Origin of the sequence: Catellatospora sichuanensis (assembly GCF_007483665.1) — a bacterium.
In the GTDB taxonomy this organism is placed as follows: domain Bacteria; phylum Actinomycetota; class Actinomycetes; order Mycobacteriales; family Micromonosporaceae; genus Catellatospora; species Catellatospora sichuanensis.
On sequence record NZ_ML660191.1, the window covers coordinates 83,074 to 101,912 of the forward strand.

The 18,839-nt window shown below is 70.9% G+C and carries 19 protein-coding genes; 7 read left to right on the forward strand and 12 right to left on the reverse strand.

The window, feature by feature from the left end; translation table 11 throughout:
* Positions 1-85 precede the first annotated feature (85 nt).
* A complete protein-coding gene (locus tag FLL47_RS13085; protein ID WP_144120779.1) occupies positions 86-838 on the reverse strand; it encodes an SDR family oxidoreductase in 753 nt (250 codons plus the stop codon).
* 94 nt (positions 839-932) lie between these two features.
* Between FLL47_RS13085 and FLL47_RS13090 the strand changes: the two genes are divergently transcribed.
* Positions 933-1,415 carry an RrF2 family transcriptional regulator gene (locus tag FLL47_RS13090; RefSeq protein ID WP_144120845.1) on the forward strand — a complete coding sequence of 161 codons (483 nt, stop codon included), beginning with the start codon at positions 933-935 and terminating at the stop codon, positions 1,413-1,415.
* Positions 1,416-1,495: 80 nt separating this feature from the next.
* A complete protein-coding gene (locus FLL47_RS13095) occupies positions 1,496-2,269 on the forward strand; it encodes a GNAT family N-acetyltransferase (RefSeq protein WP_144120780.1) in 774 nt (257 codons plus the stop codon).
* Positions 2,270-2,349: 80 nt separating this feature from the next.
* Here FLL47_RS13095 and map read toward each other — a convergent pair whose 3' ends face one another.
* A complete protein-coding gene (map, locus tag FLL47_RS13100) occupies positions 2,350-3,132 on the reverse strand; it encodes a type I methionyl aminopeptidase (RefSeq protein WP_144120781.1) in 783 nt (260 codons plus the stop codon).
* Between the two features lie 66 nt (positions 3,133-3,198).
* Here map and FLL47_RS13105 point away from each other — a divergent pair, with 66 nt between their 5' ends.
* Positions 3,199-3,501, forward strand: a complete 303-nt coding sequence (locus FLL47_RS13105) for a helix-turn-helix domain-containing protein (protein ID WP_144120782.1) — start codon at positions 3,199-3,201, stop codon at positions 3,499-3,501.
* 329 nt (positions 3,502-3,830) lie between these two features.
* Entirely contained in the window at positions 3,831-5,117 is a 1,287-nt protein-coding gene (locus tag FLL47_RS13110; RefSeq protein ID WP_281286704.1) for an MFS transporter, read from the forward strand.
* A gap of 81 nt (positions 5,118-5,198) precedes the next feature.
* Here FLL47_RS13110 and FLL47_RS13115 read toward each other — a convergent pair whose 3' ends face one another.
* The 5 genes from FLL47_RS13115 to FLL47_RS13135 all read right to left on the reverse strand — a co-directional run bounded on the left by FLL47_RS13115 (position 5,199) and on the right by FLL47_RS13135 (position 10,418).
* Positions 5,199-5,657 (reverse strand): hypothetical protein, encoded by a 459-nt coding sequence (locus FLL47_RS13115; protein ID WP_144120784.1) that lies wholly within the window; start codon positions 5,655-5,657, stop codon positions 5,199-5,201.
* 185 nt (positions 5,658-5,842) lie between these two features.
* A complete protein-coding gene (locus tag FLL47_RS13120) occupies positions 5,843-8,050 on the reverse strand; it encodes a xanthine dehydrogenase family protein molybdopterin-binding subunit (RefSeq protein WP_144120785.1) in 2,208 nt (735 codons plus the stop codon).
* Positions 8,047-9,051, reverse strand: a complete 1,005-nt coding sequence (locus FLL47_RS13125) for an FAD binding domain-containing protein (RefSeq protein ID WP_144120786.1) — start codon at positions 9,049-9,051, stop codon at positions 8,047-8,049. Before FLL47_RS13125 ends, FLL47_RS13120 begins: the two co-directional genes overlap by 4 nt.
* A gap of 3 nt (positions 9,052-9,054) precedes the next feature.
* Complete coding sequence (locus FLL47_RS13130; RefSeq protein ID WP_144120787.1) at positions 9,055-9,561, reverse strand: (2Fe-2S)-binding protein; 507 nt, start codon at positions 9,559-9,561, stop codon at positions 9,055-9,057.
* 122 nt (positions 9,562-9,683) lie between these two features.
* Positions 9,684-10,418, reverse strand: coding sequence for an SDR family NAD(P)-dependent oxidoreductase (locus FLL47_RS13135; protein ID WP_246157869.1), 735 nt, complete (start codon positions 10,416-10,418; stop codon positions 9,684-9,686).
* A 140-nt stretch (positions 10,419-10,558) separates the two neighbouring features.
* Between FLL47_RS13135 and FLL47_RS13140 the strand changes: the two genes are divergently transcribed.
* Entirely contained in the window at positions 10,559-11,323 is a 765-nt protein-coding gene (locus FLL47_RS13140; protein WP_144120789.1) for a DUF6928 family protein, read from the forward strand.
* Between the two features lie 60 nt (positions 11,324-11,383).
* On the opposite strand, the gene FLL47_RS13145 is transcribed toward FLL47_RS13140, so the two are convergent.
* The 3 genes from FLL47_RS13145 to FLL47_RS13155 all read right to left on the reverse strand — a co-directional run bounded on the left by FLL47_RS13145 (position 11,384) and on the right by FLL47_RS13155 (position 14,549).
* The gene (locus FLL47_RS13145) at positions 11,384-11,983 is read right to left on the reverse strand and encodes a hypothetical protein (protein WP_144120790.1); all 600 of its coding nucleotides are present in this window, start codon (positions 11,981-11,983) and stop codon (positions 11,384-11,386) included.
* Between the two features lie 165 nt (positions 11,984-12,148).
* Positions 12,149-13,885: a ubiquinone-dependent pyruvate dehydrogenase gene (gene poxB / locus FLL47_RS13150; protein ID WP_144120791.1), complete on the reverse strand. Its 1,737-nt coding sequence runs from the start codon at positions 13,883-13,885 to the stop codon at positions 12,149-12,151.
* Positions 13,886-14,033: 148 nt separating this feature from the next.
* Positions 14,034-14,549, reverse strand: coding sequence for a hypothetical protein (locus FLL47_RS13155; RefSeq protein WP_144120792.1), 516 nt, complete (start codon positions 14,547-14,549; stop codon positions 14,034-14,036).
* 217 nt (positions 14,550-14,766) lie between these two features.
* On the opposite strand from FLL47_RS13155, the gene fxsT reads away from it, so the two are divergent.
* On the forward strand, positions 14,767-16,833 hold the full coding sequence (gene fxsT / locus FLL47_RS13160; RefSeq protein WP_144120793.1) for an FxSxx-COOH system tetratricopeptide repeat protein: 2,067 nt from the start codon (positions 14,767-14,769) through the stop codon (positions 16,831-16,833).
* A gap of 31 nt (positions 16,834-16,864) precedes the next feature.
* Here the strand turns inward: fxsT and FLL47_RS13165 are convergent, their stop codons facing one another.
* On the reverse strand, positions 16,865-17,074 hold the full coding sequence (locus FLL47_RS13165) for a hypothetical protein (protein WP_144120794.1): 210 nt from the start codon (positions 17,072-17,074) through the stop codon (positions 16,865-16,867).
* Positions 17,075-17,559: 485 nt separating this feature from the next.
* Here FLL47_RS13165 and FLL47_RS13170 point away from each other — a divergent pair, with 485 nt between their 5' ends.
* Positions 17,560-17,964, forward strand: a complete 405-nt coding sequence (locus tag FLL47_RS13170; protein WP_144120795.1) for a hypothetical protein — start codon at positions 17,560-17,562, stop codon at positions 17,962-17,964.
* 7 nt (positions 17,965-17,971) lie between these two features.
* Here the strand turns inward: FLL47_RS13170 and FLL47_RS13175 are convergent, their stop codons facing one another.
* A complete protein-coding gene (locus tag FLL47_RS13175) occupies positions 17,972-18,826 on the reverse strand; it encodes a hypothetical protein (RefSeq protein WP_144120796.1) in 855 nt (284 codons plus the stop codon).
* Positions 18,827-18,839 lie beyond the last annotated feature (13 nt).

Genomic DNA, 18,839 nt, shown 5'->3' on the forward strand with positions numbered 1-18,839 from the left:
GCATGGCGGTCGCCCCCTTGGGGGGGGCGGTGGGGGCCGCGGGGGGGGCCCCGGCGGGCCCGGCCCCCCCACGGCATGGGGCCGCTCAGGCGGCTTGGTGGGCGGCGAGCCAGTCGGCGAAGGTCGTCTTGCCCAGGTGAGCCTCGCCGAGCGGCACCAGGGAGGTGTCGGTCACCGCGGCGCCGAAGTAGGTGGCCTCGGGGTCGGTGATCACCTCGCGTACGTCGCCCTCGGCGGCCAGCAGCCGGCGCGCCAGGTCGTCCTGGCGGATCTTCTCCGGGCCGGCGATGTCGATGCTGCCGTTGACCGGTTCGGCGATGGCAGCCTCGGCCACGGCGGCGGAGACGTCGTCGGCGGCGATCGGCTGCATCATCGCCGGCGGCAGGTGGACCGCGTCGCCGCGGGCGCCGCCGTGCGCGATGGCACTGGCGAACTCGAAGAACTGGGTCGCCCGCACGATCGTGTACGGCACGCCGGCGGCCTTGATCAGCTCCTCCTGGGCGACCTTCGCGCGCATGTAGCCGCTGTCGGGAATGCGGTCCGCGCCGACGATCGACAGTGCCACGTGGTGCCGCACACCGGCGTTCTTCTCGGCGGCCATCACGTTGCCGCAGGACGTCCGGAAGAACTCCATCACGGCGTTGTCCTCGAAGTTCGGCGAGTTGGCGACGTCGACGACGACGTCCGCGCCCTTGAGCGCTTCGGCCAGGCCCGCTCCGGTGATGGTGTCGACCCCGGTACTGGGCGAGGCCGCCAGCACGTCGTGGCCTGCCGCGACCAGCCGCCGGGCGACGTTGCTGCCGATCAGGCCGGTCCCGCCGATGATGACGATCTTCATGGTGCTACTCCCGTTCGCAAACTCGGATGATTCTTGTCCGAGACTCTACTCGGACAGAATGTATCCGAGTCACGAGTACACTGGAACTGTGAAAATGTCCTCAGGCGTCGAGTGGGCCCTGCACTGCTGCGTGGTGCTCACCGTGGCGGACCGTCCGGTGCCCGCGGCACGGCTCGCCGAGCTGCACGACGTCTCCGGCACCTACCTAGCCAAGCAGCTCCAGGACCTTTCGCGGGCCGGTCTGGTGCGCTCCGTGCAGGGCAAATCGGGCGGTTATGTGCTCACCAGGGCACCCGAGGACATCTCCCTGCTCGACGTCGTCGAGGCTGTCGACGGCGCGCAGCCCGCCTTCGTGTGCACCGAGATCCGCCAGCGCGGCCCGCTCGCCACCCCGGCGGAGGCCTGCACCAGGCCCTGCCCGATCGCCCGCGCCATGGGCGCCGCCGACCAGGCCTGGCGGGCGGCGCTACGCGACACGACCATCGCCGACCTCGCCCACACCATTACCGACGACAACGGTCCGCACGCCTTCGACGGCATACGGGCCTGGCTGAGCGTGCCGGGAGGCCGGATCTGATCAGCGCGCGGCGCGCCGGAACTCCGGCGAGGACGTCGTCCGGCCGAACCGTGGAAGATCAACCCCGGTAGGGTTCCGGAATGCCACTGCGCTCCGAGAACGGCGACACCGTCACCACACTGCTGCACGCCGACGACGGCACCCCGCTCGCCCGGCTGCGCCTGCGCGACGACGACGGCACCCTGCTCGCGGAGCGGGTGCGGCCCCTGCCCGGCGCCGACCTCGCTCAGGTCGCCGCACAGGCCCGCCGTGACCTCGCCGGACGCCGGCTCACCACGCCCGACGACGCGCTCGCCCGCGCGCTGGTCGACGGCGGCCTGCGGCTGCGCCGGGCCGCCACGGAAATGCACCACGACCTGGCCGGGCTCCCGCCACTTCCCCCGACGCCCGCCGGCTGGTCGCTGCGGCCGGGCGGCTGGGACGACGACCTGGCCGAAGGGCTTTCCGCGGCGTACGGACCGGAGCACCCCGACGGCCGGTGGCAGGACAGCGACACCACCCAGATCAAGTCCATGTTCGAGCACGGCGACCCGGTGCCGCCGCTGGCCGAGGCCTCGGCACGGGTCGCCGACCCCGACGGACGCAGCGCCGGCCACGTGCTGTGCGCAGGGCCCGTGCCATGGACCGAGGACGACTGCGCCTGGATCCTCAACCTGGGCGTCGCGCCACGGGCGCAGGGTCTCGGGCTCGGCCGTGTGCTGCTGTTGCACGCGATGCACGGCTCCCGCGCGGTCGGGCTGCCGCGCCTCGGCCTGGAGGTCGCCGACGGCAACCACGCCCGCCGCCTGTACGACAGCGTCGGTTTTCAGGTGCGCGCCCGGGTGCTCTCCGTGGACCTGCCGGCACTCGACTGACCGTCGGCAGCCCGGTCGTCAGGCCGCTGCTCGCCGTGGCGAGCGACGACTTCCGCGTGCTGCCACGCGTGGCTCCGCTCTCACGCGTGCGCCTGCTTCGGCAAGGTGAGGATTTCGGCTCCGTCGCCGGTGATGGCGATCGTGTGCTCGCTGTGCGCGGTCCGGCAGCCGGTCGCGCTTCGCAGCGTCCACCCGTCGGCGTCGGTGACGAGTTCAGCGGTGTCCGCCATGACCCACGGCTCCAGCGCCAGCAGCAGCCCAGGGCGCAGCCGGTAGCCACGACCGGGCTGTCCGGTGTTCGGAACGTGCGGGTCCTGGTGCATCGTCGATCCGACGCCATGACCTCCGAACTGGGTGTTGATCGGATACCCCGCTGCGGCGAGCGTCGAGCCGATGGCATGGGAGATGTCGCCGATGCGAGCCCCGGGCACGGCAGCGGCTATCCCTGCGTGCAGCGCGCGTTCGGTCGCGCCGATCATCGCGACGCTCTCCGGGGGTCGTGAGTCGCCCACGAGGAAACTGATGGCTGAGTCTGCGACGACGCCGCCCTGGGAGACGGCGAGGTCGAGTGACAGCAGATCTCCGTCGGCCAGCTTGTAGTCGTATGGCCGTCCGTGGAGCACGGCGTCGTTGACGGATGTGCAGATGTAGTGGCCGAACGGCCCGCGTCCGAAGGACGGCTCGTAGTCGACATAGCAGGACAGCGCTCCGGCGTCGACGATCATGCGCTGGGCCCACCGGTCGATGTCCAGCAGGTTGGTGCCCACTGCGCTGCGGCTCTTCAGCGTCTGCAGGATCTCGGCGACCAGCGCGCCTGCCTCCCTCGCCCGGGGCAGTTCGGTGGGGTTCAAGATCTCGATCACAAGAGCGCCTTCCTCATGCACCAATAACTATCCCGGCCATATTATCCCGGTACTATAATCCCAGTCATGGTCAGGTTGCCCCTCACCCCCGCCGAGGTCGAGCGCGGACAGCGCCTCGGTGCCCTGTTGCGTCGTGCCAGGAGCGAGCGCTCGATGCTCAGGACCGCGCTCGACGCCCGTGTCTCGCCGGAGACCCTCCGAAAGATCGAGTCGGGCCGCGTGGCGACCCCCGCCTTCCCGACCATCGCCGCGATCGCCGATGTCCTCGGCCTCTCCCTCGATGCCGTGTGGGCCGAGATCAACCAGCCCGAACCTGGTGTCGAACCGACCGGCGCCGGTAACCACGCGCGTGAGCGGTTGGCCTCGTAGTCGCGGGTTCACGCGGTGCCGCGGATGCGGAAGCCTTCCCTTGCTCGCCCGCCGTTCACCCTCCGATGTGTCCGTGACACGTAGGTCCTCCGGTCACTAGAGTGGGAGCTGTTGCGGAATACCGTCCGCCGGGGGAATTGGGGAGCACTGATGTCCAAGACGATGGCCGGAGCTTCCGATCGCCCCTTGGTGACCGCGGTCGCAGGCTTCTGACGCCGCACGTGTAGCAGCAAAGTCAGCACACATCCCGGTCGCCGGGGCGAGGTGACACGTGTCACCGGCCCTTGGCGCTGTTTGGCGTCTCCGTTCGCCTTTCCGGGAGTTCTGCTGTGTCCGCTCGTCATTCTTCACTGCTCCGTGCACGTGTCCTGGTCGAACGCCTGAGCGCTGCCCCGTTCGGCAGGAGATCTCAACGGTCGAGGTCGGCGCCGCCTGCTCCGAACCCCGCTGATCAGACTGTCAACCGGAATGTCCGCCTGCTGAGCTGGTTCAACTTCTTCGGCGACTTCCGCATGTACGGGCCGATCATGGTCATCTACTTCGCGCAGGTCACCGGCTCGTACACCGCTGCCGCCAGCCTCCTGGCGGCGAAGAAGCTGGCTTCGGCAGCCTTTGAAGTCCCTACCGGGGTGCTCTCCGACCGCCTCGGCCGACGCGGCACGATGATCGCCGGTGCGGTCGTCATGGTGGCCGCCCATCTCGGGTACGCCGGCGCTTCGGGCTACGGCCTGCTCCTGGCAGCTGTTGTGCTGGAGGGATTGGCGGCCGCACTGTGGAGCGGCAACAACGAGTCTCTGCTCTACGACACGTTGCTCGCCGCCGGCCGGGAGGACGAGTTCCCCCGGCACTCGGGCCGGGTGAACTCGATGTTCCAGATCGCGCTCGCACTGGCGGCACCCGTGGGCGGCGTGGTCGCCGGCGCGTGGTCGCTGCGTACGGTGGTCGTGCTGTCGGTCGTGCCGCAGGTGCTGTGCGTGCTCCTCGCCTTGCGGGTCCGGGAACCGCGGGTGCACGGCCCGCTGGAATCGAACGTGCTGGCGCATCTCGGATCGGCGCTGCGCGGCATCCGCGGTAATCCGGTGCTGCGCCGGATGACTCTGGTGTCGGCGCTTCGTTACAGCGGCGAAAGCGCGGCCCAGTTGTCGCCTGTTTTCGTGGCAGGGCTGTGGCCGCTCTGGGCACTGGGCCTGTGGCGCACCTTCGGCCATGGCGTGGCCTTCGTCGGCTTCCGCGTCAGCGGTTGGGTGATCGGCCGGGTCGGCGCGGCCCGCACGCTGCTGTTCGGTGAGCTGTTCGACAACGTGGCGAACTTCGTGGCGCTGGTCAAGCCGACGTTGTTCTCGCCCGTGCTGCTCGGGTCACCGGCCTACGGCATGTCGACGATCGCCCAGCAGACGTTGCTGCAGCGCGAGTTCACCGACCGGGAGCGCGCGACGATGGGTTCACTTGCGTCGCTGCTCGGCAGCGTGCTCTACGCGGTCGCCGCACTGGGAGCCGGCCTGGTGGCAGACCGTTGGGGCATCGTTGCGGCGTTGCTCGCGATCCAGGCGGTGGCGCTGATCGCACTGCCGCTCGCCTGGTGGGTGCACGCGCACGCTTCTTCGCTCCCACGGTGACGGGATGAGCGCCTTCTCGCCCCCCGGTTAGGCCTGCGGGCGGCGTCCGGCATACCCCCCCGCCGGACGCCGCCCGCCGGGTCACCTGCCGGACTTGCTGGAGGAGGTGCGGTCCGGCGAGTGGCCGTGGCCGCCGAGGACACCCGCCTCGGTCGCCTTGATGATCGCGTCCGCTTCGGCCTGGGTCAGCTTGCCGGTTGTGACCGCCGCGGCGAGCCGGTCCTTGAGCGCCTGGGTGCGGTCGGCGGTCTTGTCCCCGGTCTTGCCGGTGCCGGTCTTGCCGTCCGGGCGCAGCTGGGACTGCACCTTCTCCAGTGCGGCCGCGACCTTGGCCTGGTCGATGCCGAGTTCCTTGGCGAGCGCCGCGGACAGCTTCTGCTGATGCTCCGCCCGCTGGTCGTCCTTGCCCCGCGATGCGGTCCCGGTGGACGCGGACCCGCTGCCCTCGGCGGCCCACGCCGCGGCGGGTGCCGCGATGCCGAGCGCCAGTACCCCCGCCGCACCAACGGTGACCAGGGTCTTCTTCGAGAACTTCAGCATGAGGTTCGCCTCCTTGCGATCGGTGAGTCTCCGACGCTGACGCGTGTTCCTCGACGAAGCGCCCAGAGAACCTCCGGCAGTCCTGGCAGAAGGACGCGGGCGTGGCGGTTCCGTGCCCGGTTGCGTGGATTGTGCGCAGGCGACGTCCAGCAATCACAGGCGGCGCACAGCGTCGGCGAAGCCGCCTACGCCGGTGGGCTCGCCCCGGCGAGCACGTCCTCGATCCGGATCGGCAGGCGGCGGTGGCGTACACCGGTCGCGTGGAAGACGGCGTTGGCGACCGCCGCGGCGACGCCGACCATGCTGACCTCACCCAGGCCCTTCACCCCGACCGGGCTGAAGCGCAGGTCGGGTTCGCCGATGAAGTCGACGTCGAGGGTGCCGATGTCGGCGTTGACCGGCACCGGGTATTCCTCGAGGCTGGCGTTGAGGAAACCGCCGTAGCGGGGATCGACCTCGCCGGCTTCACGCAGGCTCGCGCCGATGCCCCAGACGATGCCCCCGCGTACCTGGCTGGCGGCGGTGACCGGGCTGGCCACGCGGCCGCAGTCGGCGACGCTGACGACGCGGGGCACGCGGATGCGGCAGGTGCTCGGCTCGACGCGCACCTCGACGAAATGGGCGATCCAGCTGAACGTGCTGTATCCGGGGAACTCCGGCCCGGACAGGGCGGGGTGGCCCCGGCGGGCGCGTTCGATGTCCTGCTCGGTCTGGCCGGGACCGAGCGTCTCGGCGCGGACCTCGACGTGGTCGCGGCCTGTCGCGCGGACGGCGGCCGCCAGGTCCACCGGGCCGGTGGCGTCCGCGCCGAGCTGCTCGCGCAACGCTCGCAGCGCGGCTTGCACGGCGCCCAGCGTGGACGCGGTGCCCCAGGACCCGGCGGTCAGGTGCTGCGCGGCGACCCGGGTGTCGCCGATGACGATGTCGATGCGGTGCACGCCGACGCCGAGGTTCTCGGCGACCAGGATGGCGATGGTGGAGCGGATGCCCTGGCCCATCTCGTGCCCGTCGACCTCGACGCGGATGCGCCCGTCGGCGCCGGCCACCAGGTGCGCTGCGGACGGCACGATCGATCCCGGGTATGCGCCGACGGCGACCCCCCAGCCGACCAGTGAGCCGTCGTCGGCGCGCATGCTCGCCGGGCGCTGCTGCCGGGCGCTCCAGCCGAACCGCTTCGCGCCGCGGCGCAGGCACTGGGCCAGGTGGCGGGACGAGAACGGCTCGCCGCTGATCGGGTCGACGGTGGTGTCGTTGGCGAGGCGGAACTCGAGCGGGTCGCGGTGCGCGGCGTAGGCGAGCTCGTCGACGGCGGACTCGAACGCGAACGCGGCCGGCTGCTCGAACGGGGCGCGCATGAAGCCGGGACTCTGGGTGTCCATCCGGGCGAAGGTCTGCCGGCCGCGGAAGTCGCGGACGCCGTACATCCGGGAGGTGATCTCGGTGTACATCAGCGGGAACAGGTCGTGCCGGGAGGTCTGGTGCTCGACCTCGTGGATGGCGGCGAGCATCCGGCCGTGCTCGTCGGCGCCGAGCCGGATCCGGTGGCGGCTGGCGGGCCGGAAGCTGGTGTGGTGGAACAACTGGGTGCGGGACACGACAAGCTTGACCGGGCGGCCCAGCCTGCGGGCGGCCAGCGCCAGGGGCGCGATGTGGATCTGCAGCGAGTTCTTCTGCCCGAACCCGCCACCGGTGTACGGCGAGATGACCTCGACGTTCGCGGCGTCGATGCCGAGCTGCCGGGCCAGGCCGTTGCGGATGGCCCCGGCGTTCTGGGTGCCCTCGTGCACGACCAGGGTGTCGCCGCGCCAGAAGACGGTCGCGCCGATCAGCTCCATCGGGTTCTGGTGCTGGGCCGGCTGGTCGTAGGTGGCGTCGACGCGCAGCGCGGCGGCGGCGTACGCGGATTCGGCGTCGCCGACGTCGAGGTCGGCGAGGAACGGCAGCGGGATGGCCGCAGGCTGGGAGAGCCGCTCGACGCCGGGGGAGTCGAGGGTGACCGCGAACGGCTCCTGCTCGTATGCGGCGTGCACCAGGTTCGCGGCCTCGGTCGCGGCGGTCAGCGTCTCGGCGACGACCATGGCGATGGCCTGGCCGCGGTAGGCGATGCGGTCGTCGAGCAGGGGTTGCATGCTCTGCACGCCGTAGCCGCCGCCCATGATGAACCCGGGGGACTGCAGGTCCAGGCGGTCGAGGTGGGTGAGCACGAGCAGGACGCCGGGGACCGCGGCGGCGGCCGAGACGTCCAGCTCGGTGATGCGGCCCCGGCCGACGGTCGCGGTGGCCAGCACCGCATGGGCGACCTGGTCGGGGTGCAGGTCGGTGGCGTAGAGCGCGGCGCCGGTGACCTTCTCGCGGGCGTCGACGCGCCTGGTGTCGACGGGCTCCCGGCTCATGCGACCGCCCTGCTTCCGGCCAGGCGCACCGCGTCGGCGACGGTACGCGTACCCAGCTCGATCTTGAATGCGTTGTCGCGCCCCGGCCGGGCGTCGGCGAAAGCGGCCTCCCCGGCTGCTCGGGCGCTGGCCTCGGTGATCTCGTTGCCGCGCAGCGCCTGCTCGGCCGCGGGTACGCGCCAGGGACGGGTGGCGACGCCGCCGACGGCGATGCGGCACTCGTCGACCCTGCCGTCGCCGTCCAGGGTCAGCGCGACGGCCGCCGACACCACCGCGAACGCGTACGACTCACGATCGCGGATCTTCAGGTAGGCCGAGCCGCGGCCCGCCGGGGTGGCGGGCACCCGGACCCGGAGGATGATCTCGCCGGGCTCCAGGGTGTGCTCGTGCTGCGGGGTGTCGCCCGGCTCGCGGTGCAGCCGCACCAGCGGCAGGCTGCGGGCCCCGCCCGGCCCGAGCACGTCCACCTCGGCGTCGAACGCGACCAGCGCCGTGGCCCAGTCGCCCGGATACACCGCGATGCACGCCTCGCTCCCGCCGAACAGCGCGTGCGAGCGATCGAGGCCTTCCCGGGCGGCGCAGCCGCTGCCCGGACGGCGCTTGTTGCAGGCGAACGGCTCCCCGCCCCGGAAGTACGGGCAGCGGGTGCGCTGCAGCAGGTTGCCGCCGAGGGTGGCCATGTTGCGCAGTTGCTGCGACGCCGCCCGCCACAGTGACTCCGACAGGGCCGGGTAGTCGCGGCGCAGCCGCCCGTCCTCGGCGACGTCGGCCATCCGCGCGCCCGCGCCGAACACCAGCTCCCGGTCGCCGGAGGTGTCGAACCCGGCCAGATCGGCGACCCGGTGCACGTCCACCACCGCCGGTGGGGTCTCGATCTCCAGTTTCATCAGGTCGTACAGCGTCGTGCCGCCCGCGAGCAGCCGCGCCTGCGGACCGGCGGCCACCAGCGCGTCGACGGCCTCGGCGAGGGTCTCGACCTTCGTGTACGCGAACGGGCGCACGCCTCAGCGTCCCTGCTCGGCGACGGCGCGCACGGCCGCGACGATGCCCGCGTATGCGCCGCACCGGCACAGGTTGCCGCTCATGTACTCGCGTACCTCGTCGTCGTCGCCCGCGTGCCCCTCGGCCAGGCAGGCCAGCCCGGACATGATCTGGCCGGGGGTGCAGTAGCCGCACTGCAGCGCGTCGTGGTCGATGAACGCCTGCTGCAGCGGGTGCAGCTCGCCGTCGGGCCCGGCCACGCCCTCGATCGTGGTCACGTCGGCGCCGGACACCTGCACCGCGGGCGTCAGGCAGGACACGACCCGGCGGCCGTCGAGGTGGACCGTGCACGCGCCGCACTGGCCGTGGTCGCAGCCCTTCTTCGGGCCGGTCACACCGAGCCGCTCCCGCAGCAGGTCGAGCAGTGACTCACGGGTGTCGACGCGTACGCGCACCGGCTCGCCGTTGACCGTGCATGACAGGTCCAGCTCGTGCGCCGAGCCCACGCCGGTCGAGGCCGTGGCAGCCATCTCGCCTCCCGGTGCCCCCGCCGCCCGCGCGCCGGGTCGGCACGGCGGTCCGCGCGGCGGCCACATCACCGGATTTTATGACGAATCCGGCTATCCGGTGCGACAACGGCGGAGCGGCCGACTCAGGTGTGCAGGCTGCGGCCGCCGTCGACGACGAGGCGCTGCCCGGTGACGAAGCCCGCGCCCTCGGAGGCGAGGAAGCTGACCACGTGCGCGATGTCCGCCGGCGTGCCCATCCGCCCGGCGGGCACCGTGGCCAGGTAACCGTCCACCGTGGACCCCTCGTGGCGCTCGACCGGGATCCACGCGGGCGCGACGCTGTTCACGGTGATGCCGTGCGGGGCCAGCTCATGCGCCCAGGCGCGGGCGAGGCCGAGCTGGGCGTTCTTCGCGGCGGCGTACGCCGACCAGCCCACCGGCGGCCGGTCGGCGACCTCCGAGTCGAGGTGCACGATCCGGCCGTAGCCGCGCGCGATCATGCCGGGCGACAGGGCCCGCCCGAGCAGCACCGGGCTGTGTACGAAGAACGCCAGCTGCGCCTCGAAAGCCGCCCGATCCGCGTCGGCGATCCGCGCCTCGGGCTGCGGCCCGGTGGCGTTGAGCACCAGCACGTCCACCGGGCCGAGCTGCGCCCCGATCGCCTCGGCCAGCCGGGCGACGTCCTGCTCGTCGGTGACGTCGGCGGGGAACGCGGCCGCCGTGCCGCCCTCGGCGCGGATCTCGTCGACCAGCTCGGCGAGGGGTTTCTCCCGGCGGGCGTTGACGGCCACGGCCATGCCGTCGCGGGCGAGCCGCCGGGCGATGGCCCGGCCCAGTCCTCGGGAGCTGCCGGTGATGAGGGCTACACGTGTCGTCACGGGCGCGATCATGCCAGGGTATCCAACTGCTCCGCGGGCGGAGCCGACCGAGCACCCGGTGCGGGTGTCGGTGTCCCGCTGAACGTCGGACCGCCGCAGTAAGGTACGTGACCTCGGCCCGGTGGAGTCCTGGAGTGGTGATGGGTGCGAAGACGGCATTGCTGGCGTTCGTCGACGGGGAGGTCCGCCCGGCGCTGCTGGGCGCGTTGCCCGCCGCGCGTGCCGAGGTCGAACAGGCAGTGCGCCGCGTCCATCCCGGCCATCAGGTCGAGTTCGACGCGGAGACCAGCCTCGACGACACCAACCCGCCCGACGACGTCACGAATGCCACCGTACTGGCCGGAGCGGAGATCTTCTGCGATCGGCGGCTCGTCCTGGACCTGCCGTCGGAACTGCCCGAGCACCTGCTCGCCCTCGGCGCCGGCAGGCGCATCATCATGCACGGCATGCACTCCGTCGTCGACTGGCTGTGCTTCGCGGTCTGGGAGGACGGACAGCTGGTCAGGTCGCTGAGCCTGTCCCCGGACAGCGGCATCATGGAGAACATCGGCGAGCCGTACGACTTCGAGCTGCCCTACTGGGCCGGCGAGCATCCGGTCGAAACGGATCTGGACTGGCCCGACGGCGACGGCGATCCCTACCCGCTGCCGTTCCACCCGCTCGAACTCGGCGAGGACGCACTGCGCGGACTTTTCGGGTTCGTCATCGAAGGCATGCCGAACCCCGCCGACGTCGCCGCGGAGACCGTGCACATGCACAGCTTCCGGGTAACCGACCCCACCGGTGCCGAGCAGGCCGCCCGAGCGGCCGAGTACGCGCAGATCCGGGCGGCGATGGGGCCACCGCGGCTCTACCGGAGGGGGCCGGACGGCCGTATGCAGGAGATCGGCTTCGACGAACTCTGACCAGCGCGTCGGGCCGGTGGCGGCCGTCGGGCCACCACCGGCCGGGTCGCGGCGCGGGGATCAGGGCAGGGTGTACCTGACCTGGTAGTAGCCGCCGTCGCCGACGTAGCCGGCATAACTGCCGATGGTGCTGCTGGCCGTGGCGACCATGTCGTCGTTGGACAGGTACATGGCGGTCGTGTTGCGCAGCGTGGCGCGCAGCTCGGAGATCATGGTGGAGGCCGGCTGCCAGAACGAGATCTGGTACTGGTTGAACATGTTGTTGCCGATCCAGGCGATCTCACCGGCGGTCAGGTCGTTGTCGTAGTCCTCCTCCACCATCAGCGAGATGAGCCGCCAGCTGCTGCTGCCCACCCCGCTGACGATCGAGGCGTTCGGGCTGTAGGAGTCGCCGGTGGCGATCTCGGCGTCCCAGCCGCCTGGGCCCCACTTGCCGAAGGCGGTCGCCGACGGGTTGGTCGTGCTGGCGGCGAAGACCAGGAAGTACGGGCTGTCGTCGCCGACCTCGTCGGTCTCTTCGTGGCAGATGACGTTCGCGACCTTCAGCGTGGTCGCGGCCTGTGCCGGAGAGCTCACGGCGAGGCCCGCCGCGAGCGCGACGCCGGTCAGCGCGCCGAGCACGCCGATCCTGCGGGTGAGGTGCCTGAACGTGGTGCGCATGGGGGACTCCGTTCTGCCTCGGCGGGTGGGCGCCGCGGCATGTGTGCCGGGAACGGGCCGGTGGTCCCGGCCGCTGCGCACAGCGAACGGGACCGGGGTTGTGATGCGGTTGTGGTCAGGTTGTCCCGCAGTTCAGCGGCCGGGCCGGGGCTGCGGGGCGGACGGTCATTCGGCGTCGAGGTCGCGCAGGTTCGTCTTGGCGAGCTCGACGATCTCGGAGCCGCGCCCGGACAGGATCGTCCTGGTGGCGTACAGCGTGAAGCCTTTGATCTGGCCGAAGGTGAGCTTGGGCGGCAGTGACAGCTCCTGGCGGGCGGTGCGCACGTCGACCAGCGCGGGGCCGGGGTGCGCGAAGGCCGCCCGCAGTGCGTCCTCCAGGTCGCCGGCCTTGTCCACGCGGGCGCCGAACAACCCGGCGGCCTCTGCCATCGCGGCGAAGTCGGGGTTGTCCAGGTCGGTGGCGAAGGTGACGAAGCCGGCGGCTTTCATCTCGAGTTCCACGAACGACAGCGCGCCGTTGTTGAAGACCACGACCTTCACCGGCAGGCGCATCTGGCGCAGCGTGATCAGTTCGCCGAGCAGCATCGCCAGCCCGCCGTCGCCGGACAGCGAGACGACCTGGCGTCGCGGGTGTTCGGCCTGTGCGCCGACGGCCTGCGGCAGGGCGTTGGCCATCGACCCGTGGTTGAAGGAGCCGATGAGCCGGCGCCGGCCGTTCATGTGCAGGTAGCGGGCGGCCCAGATGCAGGGCGTGCCGACGTCGGCGGTGAAGATGGCGTCGTCGGCGGCGAGCCGGTCGATGACGGCGGTGACGTACTGCGGGTGCAGTGGCGAGTCGTCGGCGTTGGCCTCGGCGAGGCGGTCCAGCTTGCTGCGGGCCCGGCGGTAGTGGGCGGTCATCCGGTCCAGGTGTGCCGAGTCGGTCTTGGCGGTGAGCCTCGGCAGCAGCGCGTCGACGGTGTCGCGGACGGTGCCCACGAGCGGCACGTCGACGGGCACCCGGCGGCCGATCTGCTCGCCCCGCACGTCGACCTGCACCACCGGCACGTCCTCGGGATAGAACTGGCGGTACGGGAAGTCGGTGCCGAGCATGAGCAGCGCGTCGCAGTGCTCCATGGCCCGGTAGCCCGAGCTGAAGCCGATCAGCCCGGTCATGCCCACGTCGTACGGGTTGTCGTACTCGACGAACTCCTTGCCGCGGAACGCGTGCACGACCGGTGCCTGCAGCGCCCCGGCGACGGCGAGGAGCCGGTCGTGGGCACCGGCGCAGCCCGCCCCGGCGAGAACGGTGACCCGCTGCGCGGCGTTCAGGACGGTGGCGGCGGCGTCGAGCGCGGCGTCGTCGGGCCGTGCCATCGATATGACGGGGCGGATGGACAGCGGCTTGGCGTCGGCCGGCGCGTCGGCGAGGAACACCTCACCGGGCACGACGATGACGGCGACCCCGCTGCGCGCCAGCGCGGTGCGCATCGCGATCTGCAGGACCCACGGCAGCTGGCTGGGGATGCTGACCAGCTCGCTGTACACGGAGCATTCGCGGAACAGGTCCTGCGGGTGGGTCTCCTGGAAGTAGCCGGAGCCGATCTCGTCGCGCGGGATCTGCGCGGCGATCGCCAGCACGGGGACGCGGCTGCGGTTCGCGTCGAACAGGCCGTTGATCAGGTGCAGGTTGCCCGGCCCGCAGCTGCCCGCGCAGACCGCGAGTTCGCCGGTCACCGTGGCCTCGCCGGCGGCGGCGAACGCTGCGGCCTCCTCGTGGCGCACGTGCTGCCAGGTGATCTCGCCGTCGCGGCGCAGCGCGTCGGTGAGGCCGTTCAGGGAGTCGCCGGGCACGCCGTACATCCGGCGCACGCCCGACGCCTTCAGCGTCGCGACCATCAGGTCCGCCACCGTGCGTGCCATCGTCCGCCCCCTTGTTCGCATGGCCGTGGTGTCGACCGGTTCCCGGAGAACGGGTCTGCGATCACGTGTCATGGGGGCGCGCCGTCGACCAGCGCGAGCTGCTCGACGGCTTCGCCCCATTATGGCCTGATCCGTCCAGGCGGGGCGTCTACTTCGTGGGCGAGACGCGGACGATTCTCGGATTCGGCTGGATGGCGAACCGAGCCACCTTCCAGCCCGACTCGACACGTTCGAGGGTGACCAGGACCTCGCAGTAAGTGCTCTCGACACCGGCCAGGCGGTTCGAACGACGCTCCTGATACACGTAGGCCCTCACCTCGGCCCGCTGTCGCCCACGCTTGTCGAGGCTCAAACTGGGGTCATTCACGGTGACGACGACCTGCTCCGCCAGTGCCGTCGTACGCAGCGACGCCATGGTGGCCGTGTACTCGGCGGCGAACGGACCGGTCAGGAAGGACCGGCCACGCGCCACGGCGCCGTCAAAGTCGCGGTAGTCGTATGCCAGCAGGGCACGGATCGCTGGTCTCACCACTGGTGCGTACTCCTGGAGGGCGGCCTTGTTCGCCTGCGTGTCTTGCCGGGCCCGGTGCTGCTGCCACAACGGCCCGCCGAAGAACAGGACAAGTGCGGTTACGACCGTCATCACGAGCGCGATCCGCCACACCGTTCGCTGTCGGCGTCGCCGTCGCAGGACCGCCTCTACCCAGGACATGTCGCTGCTCCCCCGCAAGGCGTCCGATGGCGCGCCCATCGTAGTAGAGCTGCGGCATGTTGCCGAGGTGGCGACAGCGACGCCATGATCCTGCTGGCCATCCGGCCTGACGCCAACCACGGTTGGAGCTGTATGTCTACGTTGGGCAGTGGCGCATAGAGTTCGTCGTATGGTGCGCAAGAGGCTACGCGTCGTCACATCAATCGGCGCCGGAGTGGTCCTCTTCTTCGTCGGCGATCTCGCGTTCAACGCAGCGTCCGATCAGGGCCGCTGGCCTGGTCCGCTCGACCTCGTCCGAACCAACCCCTGGACCGTCCTGCTACTGCTCATCCCGCTCGTGATCATAGCGATTCGCGTGCAGAACAATACGTCAACCGTTCCGGGCGAGCGCAAGAGCCCATGTCCGACCGCGTTCAGATTGCCGCCCCGAAACCCGAACTTCACCGGCCGTCAGGACGTGCTCAGCCTGATCGACAAGGCATTCACGTCATCCCGGTCGGCGCGTGTGCAGGCGATACGAGGCCTGGGCGGAGTCGGGAAGACCCAGATCGCCATCGAGTACGCCTATCGGCATCTGGATCGATTCCGCATGGTGGTGTTCCTTGACGCCGAACATCCCGAGTCGTTGGTGCCGCAGTTCCTCAGCCTCGCCGTCCAGCTGGGAATCGACGACATCACGCCGGACCGAGCGGTCGAGGCGACCTTTCAGCGGCTGCACGACAGGCACCGCCCGTGGCTCATGATCTGTGACAACGCCGGACGACCGAGTGACCTGCGATCCGTGCTGCCCGCAGGAACGACGGCCGCCAACGGATGCGTTCTCGTCACGACGCGCACGGGCGGCTGGACGACCCACGGACCGGTGGTCGACGTGGATGTCCTCGACCGCAGGGAATCCGTGCGGCTGCTGACGACGCGAGTGCCCGACGTCGTGCACGTCGACGCACAGCGGATCGCCGAACTGCTCGGTGACCTGCCGCTAGCGTTGGAACAGGCAGCCGCGTACATGGACTTCACCGGCACACCGCCCGCCCACTATCTTCAACTGCTGAGCAATCGCATCGAGGACATGCTGGGCGAAGGAGAGGTCTCCGATCGGCCCGGAGTCGCCATCGCCACGCTCTGGACGATGCAACTTCTCACCCTGGCCGATCAGCGCAACGCCGCCGTCGAACTGCTTCAACTGTGCAGTGTCTTCGCGGCTGAACCCATCCCGCTCGACATGATCAGCCGACACCCTCATCTCCTCGACCACCGGCTTCGTACCGCGGTCCAGGATCCGCTGGAATGGAATCAGACGATCGGTGCCGCAGTGGGCCTCGGCCTGGCTCGCCGGTCGGATGGCCAGCTGGTGATGCACCGTCTCGTGCAGGCGGCGATCCGCCGTGAGATGTCGGGCGAGGCGCGGGACCAGGTCCATTCGCGCGCCCTCAAGCTGCTCGTTGCCGATCTGCCGAAGTCGATCGAGCTGGACCCTGGGTCCTGGGCCCGGTGGAGCCGGCTGTTCGCCCATGTTCTCACCGTCACGGACATTCGCCTACCCGGCGCCGCGAACGGCGATGCGCATGAGCTGCTCTCCCTCGCGGCTCGTTACCTGCGAGCCGTCGGCGACCAGGCAGCCGCGGGCCCGCTCGCCGAACGGGCGCTGGCTCTCGGCGAGCAGTTGTACGGCCCCGACCATTCCCGCGTTGGCGACGATCTCGTCGTGCTCGCGCGGATCGTCCGCAACCTGAACGAGCCCGCCACGGCGGCCCGCCTTGCCGGACGGGCACTCGCCATCTACGAAGCGGTCTACGCCCCCGACCACCGCAGCGTCGCCGCAGCGCTGACCATGCTCGCCCGGAGCCTGCGTGATCACGGAGACGCCGAGGCAGCCCTGCCCCACGCACAACGAACGCTCGCCATCAACGAGGCAAGCTACGGCTCCAGCCACCCGGAGACCGCGGCGAGCCTGAACACGATGTCGTGGATCCTGCACGATGTCGGGGAGACGGCGATCGCCCTGGTTTATGCCCGGCGGGCGCTGGCGATCCATGAAGCCACTTTCGGGGCGAACCACCCAGAAGTGGGCGTCGACCTGGTGACCATTGCCTGGATCATGCGGGATCTCGGTCAGGTCGCCACCGCTCGACCGCTGGCAGAACGGGCCGTCGCCATTCTGGAGGCCAGGCTGGGCGCCGAGCACCGTAGGTCGCGGCTGGCCCGTACGACGCTGCACTCGTTACGCAACGTCTGATACTCCAGTGGCACTTGCTCGGGCGCGACGCTCAGGATTCGTCGCGGGCATTCCTTCGCGGCGCGATGAAGACGGCCCAGGCGGTCACACCCAGGGCCGGACCTAGCGCGACACCGAGAGCGACGTTGTCAAAAAAACCGCCGACGAGGACGCCGAAGGCAGCGCCAAATGCGATCCAGATCCCGAGATTTGCCCAGATCCCGAGACCTGCGGCGCCCGGGGGCGTGTTCTTGCTCGTCATCGCATCTCTCCCAGGTCGCGGGCGGAAAGGCTGACAACCTGGCCCGCCACGGCGGATGCGCAACCAACTTCCTCCGCAACATATCACCCGACATCAAGGTTCCCGCCGCTGACCGCGGCGTCTCGGCACCGCAGCAGGCGTCGGCGCATCCTCGTCCAGGAGTCGGTCACCGCGCCGGCGGCCCCAAGAGGGGGCACGCGGCTTGGCCTGTTCCCGCTGGCGGCGCAGGCATCAAGGCGCAGGCATCAAACCGCGCGGCCCCCGGAACCATCACCGCCAGCGCAGCCACGCCCGCGCTACCGCACGCGCGCCACCTCCGGCGTCCCAGCAGACTGCCACAAAGTCAGCGATCCACGACTGAAGGGTTAGGCAGCCAGGGTCTCCTGGCCGAGGTCCCGCCGCCCCCCACGGATGGAGGTCTCTGTCTACTGTGGTCGGAGGTTTCGGTGGACACGCCGCCGGGACCGTCACGAAACGGGGTCAACGTGTCCAATCTTCGGATCAACGCCTTCCGCGCGCTCGGTATCGCCGGATTCGCGCTCGCCACGACACTCCTCGCCCACGAGGTCGCCCTCGCCGACACGGCGCAGACGCCGGTCGGCCAGCTGACCAGCACTCTCGACGGCTGCAACGACCTCGGTGCACAGGTGTACGTCGCTTTGACGGGCGGCCAGCCCAACACGGTGTACTCCGCGAGCACCGCCCGCGGCTACGACCACGACGACACCTTCACCACCGACGCCAGCGGCAACGGCGCGGGCTACTTCCACAACGCCTGGGCCGACAGCGACCCGCGCTGGTCCGGCCCGGCCGTCATCACCGTCACCGCGAACGGCCAGACCGGCACCGTGACGGTGCAGATCAACTGCCCGGACCCGAAGGGCGAGTAGTACCGGTCTACGAGCACCTGCACAGCCCCGACGCCGTAGGCGCGACGCCGCAGGCGCCGCAGACGTCCGCCCGCGGCTTTCGCGACCTCGGCGCCGGCGGGATCATGTCGGTAGCCCGTGCAGGGGGAGCGCTCGCCACCGGCGATCGCCGTGTTCCGGACTGGGTGACATGAACCGCGGGGAATTGTTGCAGTGCCGCGCGGACCCGGCCTTCTGTCAGCTTCGCCCAGCCGGGTCCGCGCTGTGAGAGCACCAGGGCGATCCGCCGGTAATCAGGCAGGGGAGAGGCGTCCCGCAGCGGTCGGGCGGCGGAGGCGATCTCGGCCATGGAGGGTGCCTGGCGACCGAGCTGGGGCGGGCCGCCGTTGACCCGGTCCTTGCGGCTCGGGCGCGCCGGACGGATCGCTGCGGGTGGGGTCGGCGTCCACTGCTCGACACGCTTCGGCTTGGCGGCGGGGACACCCGCGTTGCGGATGTCGGCGGCCGTGATGGCGACCCACCGCCCTCCGCGCTTTCGGAGGCGTTCGGCCACGGCGGCGTCGGGCAGGTGGGGTTCGCGGCATCGGACGGAGGTGATGGCGCCCCGCAGCCGCTTGGGGGAGATCGCGCGGGCGGCGGCGGCACCGTTTTGGGCCGGTGTGGCCGGGCGTGGGGCGGGCTGGCTGCGCCCCTCTGCGGCTCGGGGCTGCCGACTCTTCGCGGGAATGCGGGGCCGAGGTGGGCCCTGCGCGGTCATGTGCTGGTCGAGCCAGCGGTCGGGCGTCCGGTCCGGGCGGTCGTCGTCCAGCCAGTGCCGCCCAGGAAGGTCGTCACCGCGGCCGGCCGCGTCGGCGTACCAGTAGTCGATGTTGCGAGGCGCCATCGCATCCCCCGAA